Here is a 5961-nt window from a genome sequence, read left to right as displayed (position 1 = left end):
TCACAAGACCGGCCAGATCGAGCGCCGCTCGCGCGGCAAGTCGGACGACCCGGCCAAATATTTCATGGCTTCCGAGGTCGTCGGCTACGACACGCAGCCGAAATTCTCCAGCGCGCTCAACGCCGACATCGCGGCGCGCGGCGGCCGCGTCATGGTCTTCGTGCATGGCTACAACACCGGCTTCGATGCCGCCGTCTATCGCCTGACCCAGATCGTCCATGATTCCGGCTATCCCGGCACGCCAGTGCTGTTTTCCTGGGCATCGGGCGCCAGGACCACCGACTATGTCTATGACAAGGAAAGCGCCAGCGCTGCCCGCGACCAGTTGGAGGTGACGCTCAGGATGCTGGAGCAGTCCGGCGCGCGGCGCATCGACATCGTCGCACATTCGCTCGGAACCTGGGTCACCATGGAAACGCTGCGCCAGATGGCCATCACCGGCGATCGCGATCTCGGCGGTAAGCTCGGCGACGTGGTGCTGGCCTCGCCCGACATCGATGTCGACGTGTTCAAGAGCCAGATGCGGCGCTATGGCAAGCCCGACAAGCCGTTCATCCTGCTGTTATCGGACGACGACCGCGCGCTGCGGCTCTCCGGCCTGATCGCCGGTTCACGGCCGCGTGTCGGCGACTACAAGGATGCCGCCGATCTTGCCTCTTATGGCGTGACGGTCGTCGACCTGTCCAAGGTCAAGGGATCGGACAGCTTCAACCATACGAAGTTCGCCGACAATCCGACGCTGGTGAAGATGATCGGCCAGCGGCTGCGCGAGGATGACGGCTTTGCCAGCGACCGTGATGTCACCGACCGCATCAGCCTGCTTGGCCAATAGGTGCGGTCTCGCGGCCATGCCTGCCCGGCATCGCGGACGTATGGATTCACTTTGAACTGGACCGCGCCGGTCTCTGGCCTTATCGGAATAGCCAGCGACGTCACGCGTTTGACGTCCCCTTTGGCGGGAGCCTGCGTGTGACCGTGCGTTCGAAGAGCTACCTCGTCGTTGCATTGGCGCTCGCTGTCACCGGCTGCGCTGGCGGAAAAACGCACGACCTGCTCAACAGGACGACGGTCTCGGTGCCCGCATCCGACATCGCGGCCACGCATGAAATCTTCGTCGCCACCACCCGCCAGAGGGCAACAAAAGAGCCGCGACAGGTTTACGACGGCGATCGCTCGCTGACCACCAGCTTTGCCCGTGTCGACGTCACCGTTCCCAAAAGCCATCAGGTCGGCGCCATCGAGCGGGCCAAGGGATCGGCAAACAGCAATCCTGCCAAGGATTTTACCGCCAAGGACGTCACTTTCTATGAGGGCGCGCCCCAGTTCGCCAAAGCGGTCGGCGCCGACATTTCCATGCGCGGCGACCGTGCGCTGGTTTTCGTGCACGGCTTCAACAACGGTTTTGACGACGGCATCTACCGGCTGACGCAGATCGCCCACGACACCAAATAGCCCGGCACCCCGGTCCTGTTCTCCTGGGCTTCGAGCGGCAAGACCACGGGTTACATCTACGACAAGGAAAGCGCCAACGCAGCGCGCGACGACCTCGAGGCGACGCTCAGGATGCTGGCCAAGACCAAGGTCAAGAGCATCGACATCATCGCCCATTCGATGGGAACCTGGGTGACCATGGAGGCGCTGCGCCAGCTTGCCATCACCGGCGACCGGGATCTCGGCGGCAAGCTCGGCTATGTCATCCTGGCCTCGCCCGACATCGATGTCGACGTCTTCAAGAAGCAGATGATCCGCTACGGCAAACCCGACAAGCCGTTCGCCATCCTGCTCTCTGCGGATGACCGGGCTCTCAAGCTCTCGTCCCTGATCTCGGGCGACAAGCCGCGCGTCGGCGACTACGGCAACGCTGCAGACCTCGCCAGCTATGGCGTGTCGGTGGTCGATCTTTCCCAGGCCAAGGGCGGCGACCGCCTCAACCACGCCAAATTCGCCGACAACCCGATGCTGGTGCAACTGCTCGGCGACCGGCTGCGGGCGCCGGCGGGCCTCGCCTCGGACGAACCCGACCCGACACAGCTCAACAATCTCGGCCAGGGCCTTGGCAAGGCCGTCGGCTCGGTCGCAGAGATCGTCATCACCACGCCGTTCAAGGTGCTGACCATCGCCACCGGCGGGTGAGCCAGCGGGCGGCATTGGCCCTAGGATTGTTGAGATTCGGGTCAGGCCGAGCCGAAAGTGGTGGTTTTCGAGAACCGGAGCGGAGCGTACTTAAGTACGTGAGCACCGGAAGCGCAGAAAATCGCTAGTTGCAGGCCGGCATGGCCTGAATATCAACAATCCTAGACGAACAGATCGACCTTCTGGAATGTCGTCACATCGATCAGGCCGACGTCGGAGATCCTGAGCTCCGGAATGACGACCAGCGCCAGCAGCGAGTGCTGCATGTAGGCGTTGTTCAGCGAACAGCCCATCTTGCGCATCGCCTCGGTGAGCTTCTCGGCCTTGGCCGCGACGATTTCCGCCCGTTCGTCCGACATCAGGCCTGCGATCGGCATTTCGACCAGCGCCAGTTCCTTGCCCTTGGAGAACAGCACGACGCCGCCACCGACCGCGCCCAGACGGTTTACCGCCAGCGCCATGTCCTGCTTGTTGGTGCCGACGCAGATGATGTGGTGGGCGTCATGCGCCACGCTGGACGCCATGGCGCAGTCGCCCATATAGCCGAAGCCCGAAACGAAGGCGTTGGTGACGCCGCCCGTGCCCCTGTGACGCTCGACCAGCGCGATCTGGCAGATGTCGTTGCGGCGGTCCATTGCGACCAGCCCGTCCTCGACCGGCAGATCGGCCTCCAGCGCGCGCGTCGGCGCCTGGTTCTCGATGACGCCGATGACACGCACCCGAACCTCGTTGGCGCCCTTGGGGGCGGCGATATCGAAGTCGTCGCCCTTCAACTTCTTGCCGAGCTTGACGGTGTTCTTCGCCGTCCGGGGGTAATCATAGGCCGGAATGTCGATTTCGAGCTTGCCGCCCTTGGCCACCCTGACGCCGCGTGCATAGACCTCGTCGATGGTCATTGCGGCGAGATCCGAGACGATCAGCAGGTCGGCCAGCCGGCCCGGCGCGATCGAGCCGATCTCGCGCTCCAGTTTGAAATGCTGGGCGGTGTTGAGCGTCGCCATCTGGATCGCCGTCACCGGCTTCAATCCCTGTTGGATGGCGTGGCGCACCACGCGGTCCATATGGCCCTCCTGGACCAGCGTGCCGGAATGGCTGTCGTCGGTGCACAGGATGAAGTTGCGCGGGTCGATTCCGCTCTCCGTCACCGCCTTGATCTGCGAGGCAACGTCGTACCAGGCCGAGCCCAGCCGCAGCATCGCCTTCATGCCCTGGCGCACGCGGGCGATGGCGTCCTCGGCGCGCGTGCCCTCATGATCGTCCTCGGGGCCGCCGGCGACGTAGCCGTGGAACGGCAGGCCGAGATCGCGCGAGGCATAGTGGCCGCCGACCGTCTTGCCTGCATGAACCGTCGCCGCGATCTCGCCCGACATCACCGGATCATTGGCGACGACGCCGGGAAAGTTCATCACTTCGCCCAGGCCGATAATGTTCTCCCAGGTCATCGCTTCCGCGACATCGGCGACCGTCAGCTCGGCGCCGGCATGTTCCAGCCCCGGCGCCGAAGGCACGCAGGACGGCATCTGCACATGCACGTTGATGGGCATGGCGACCGCTTCGTCATGCATCAGCCGCACGCCGGGCAGACCCAGAACATTGGCGATTTCATGCGGGTCGATGAACATCGAGGTAGTGCCGTGCGGAATGACGGCCCGGCAGAACTCGGTCACCGTCACCATGCCGCTCTCGACATGCATATGCGCGTCGCAGAGGCCGGGCACCAGATAACGCCCGCCGGCATCGACCACCTTGGTGCCCTGGCCGATTGCATGGCTGGCATTGGGCCCGCAATAGGCAAAGCGCCCGCCGGCAATGGCGATGTCGGTGCCGGCGATGATCTCGCCCGAATGAACGTTCACCCAGCGGCCGTTGCGCACGACCAGGTCAGCGGGTTTGCGCCCCACGGCGACATCGACCAGATGTGTCGCCATCTCGGTCCACGGTCTGGGTTTTGCGGGCGTTGCTTTCGTCATTGGCGATTCCTCGGTTGCCGCCAGTCTCGCAAATGTCGGCGGGCGCCGCCAGAGCCGTCGGTCCGACATACCGCGTCAGGGCGAGCTTGTTGACTAATCCGGCTGGAAGGCGATGCTGACCGCGAACCGAACCATATGAGGGAAGACATGACCCGTTTTTGGAAAGCGTTCGCCATCGTTATCTTGTTCGCAGCGTCGACCACTTCTGCCGTGGCCGAGGAGCGTTGGCAGACCTTGCCGGAACCAGCGGCCATGCCCAAACCCGATCAGAGCGGATACGCGCCGGTGAACGGCATCCAGATGTACTACGCCGTTTTCGGCGCGGGCGATCCGGTGCTGCTCATCCACGGCGGCCTCGGCCACGGCGACATCTGGGCCAGCCAGGTGGCCACGCTTTCCAAGACGCACAAGGTAATCGTCGCCGACAGCCGTGGCCACGGCCGCTCCACCCGCACCGAGCAGCCCTATGGCTACGACTTGATGGCATCGGACTATCTGGCGCTGCTCGACCACCTGAAGATCGACAAGACCGCGCTTGTCGGCTGGAGCGATGGCGGCATCATCGGTATCGACATCGCACTGCATCATCCGGAGCGGCTGACAAGGCTGTTCGCGCAAGCCGCCAACGTAACCACCGACGGCCTTGATCCGGGCGTGATGACCAACAAGACCTTTGCCGCCTACATCGACCGCTCCGGCCGCGACTACAAGAAGATGTCGAAAACACCGGACCAGTATGACGCCTTCGTGGCGCAGATGAGCCACATGTGGGAGAGCGAGCCGGCGTGGAGCAAGGAACAGCTTGCCCAGATAACCACGCCGACGGCGATCGTTGCCGGCGACCACGATGAGGCGATCAAGCGCGAACACACCGACTATATCGCCTCCGCCATCCCAGGTGCGAAGCTGATCGTCCTGCCCAACGCCAGTCATTTCGCCATGCTGCAAGCGCCGGATGAATATAGCCAGGCTGTGCTGGACTTCATCGATGCCAAATAGAGGATTCTGTACGGCGACAGGGGGATTGCGATTGCGGCGAATGCGGTTATCCTTCTGACGAGGATCTTTCTGAACCGTCATTTCGGGGAGTTCGATGCGTCGATTGATGGTCGCTAGTGCCGGTTTCCTTGCCGTTCTGGCCGTGCCGGCTTTTGCAGCCGACCCGGCGGTCGACGTGCCAATGACCGCGCCCGGATTCGACTGGACGGGCTATTACGCTGGTCTGCAGGCCGGCTATGGCTGGGGCCAATCCGATGTATCGGTGACAGAAGGTGCGCCATTTTCCATCGCGCCCGACATTGACGGCGGTTTTGTCGGCGGCCACGTCGCCGGCCTGTGGCAATTCGACCAGGCGGTGCTCGGCGCCGAGGCGGACCTCAACTATTCCTCGGTCGGCGGCACGACGGTATCGGCGCTGGGAAGCACATTCGGCACCGACATCAAGTGGTTCGGGTCGGTCAACGCCAAGGCGGGTTACGCCATGGACCGCCTGCTGGTCTACGGCATTGGCGGCGTCGCCTTTGCCGGCATCGAAACATCGCAAGTCGCGGGTCCGGCGTTCGACAGCACGCGCACGAATGTCGGCTGGACCGTGGGTGCCGGCGTCGACTACGCGCTGACCGACAAGTTCGTCGTCGGCGCGCAGTATCGCTACTATGATTTCGGCTCCGAGCACTACGAGGTGGCAGAACCCTTTAACGATCGCGATCAGAACGTGAAGCTGAATACGGTCGGGATCAATTTGAGCTACAAGTTCTGACCAGGCCCACAATCGCGACGCTGCCGGCCCAGGCGACCACTTGAGGGGCTCTCTTCATGGAAGGGTGGCCGACGCTCCCAGTGGGCGGGGGGAATGGGT

General features: G+C 63.5%; 4 protein-coding genes and 1 pseudogene. 4 read left to right on the top strand and 1 reads right to left on the bottom strand.

Annotation, left to right across the window (positions count from 1 at the left end):
- Positions 1-832, top strand: an 832-nt coding sequence (locus tag EN991_RS20320; protein WP_127369397.1) for an alpha/beta hydrolase, incomplete at its 5' end; no start/stop codon positions are given.
- A gap of 137 nt (positions 833-969) precedes the next feature.
- Positions 970-2133 (top strand): annotated as a pseudogene (locus EN991_RS20315) (alpha/beta hydrolase).
- A gap of 161 nt (positions 2134-2294) precedes the next feature.
- On the opposite strand, the gene ade reads toward EN991_RS20315, so the two are convergent.
- Entirely contained in the window at positions 2295-4103 is a 1809-nt protein-coding gene (gene ade, locus EN991_RS20310; RefSeq protein WP_127369396.1) for an adenine deaminase, read from the bottom strand.
- Between the two features lie 147 nt (positions 4104-4250).
- Between ade and EN991_RS20305 the strand changes: the two genes are divergently transcribed.
- Positions 4251-5102, top strand: coding sequence for an alpha/beta fold hydrolase (locus EN991_RS20305; protein ID WP_127369395.1), 852 nt, complete (start codon positions 4251-4253; stop codon positions 5100-5102).
- A 94-nt stretch (positions 5103-5196) separates the two neighbouring features.
- Complete coding sequence (locus EN991_RS20300) at positions 5197-5862, top strand: outer membrane protein (protein WP_027160415.1); 666 nt, start codon at positions 5197-5199, stop codon at positions 5860-5862.
- Positions 5863-5961: the final 99 nt, after the last annotated feature.

It is taken from the genome of Mesorhizobium sp. M7A.F.Ca.US.005.03.2.1 (genome assembly GCF_003997795.1).
In the GTDB taxonomy this organism is placed as follows: domain Bacteria; phylum Pseudomonadota; class Alphaproteobacteria; order Rhizobiales; family Rhizobiaceae; genus Mesorhizobium; species Mesorhizobium ciceri.
This window is presented reverse-complemented; position numbering and strand designations above follow the sequence as displayed.

What these genes read in the sequence shown, in the direction of transcription:
- EN991_RS20305 (WP_127369395.1), top strand. Translation starts at nt 4,251, where the DNA reads ATGACCCGTTTTTGGAAAGCGTTCGCCATCGTTATCTTGTTCGCAGCG.
- EN991_RS20300 (WP_027160415.1), top strand. Translation starts at nt 5,197, where the DNA reads ATGCGTCGATTGATGGTCGCTAGTGCCGGTTTCCTTGCCGTTCTGGCC.
- ade (WP_127369396.1), bottom strand. Translation starts at nt 4,103, where the DNA reads ATGACGAAAGCAACGCCCGCAAAACCCAGACCGTGGACCGAGATGGCG.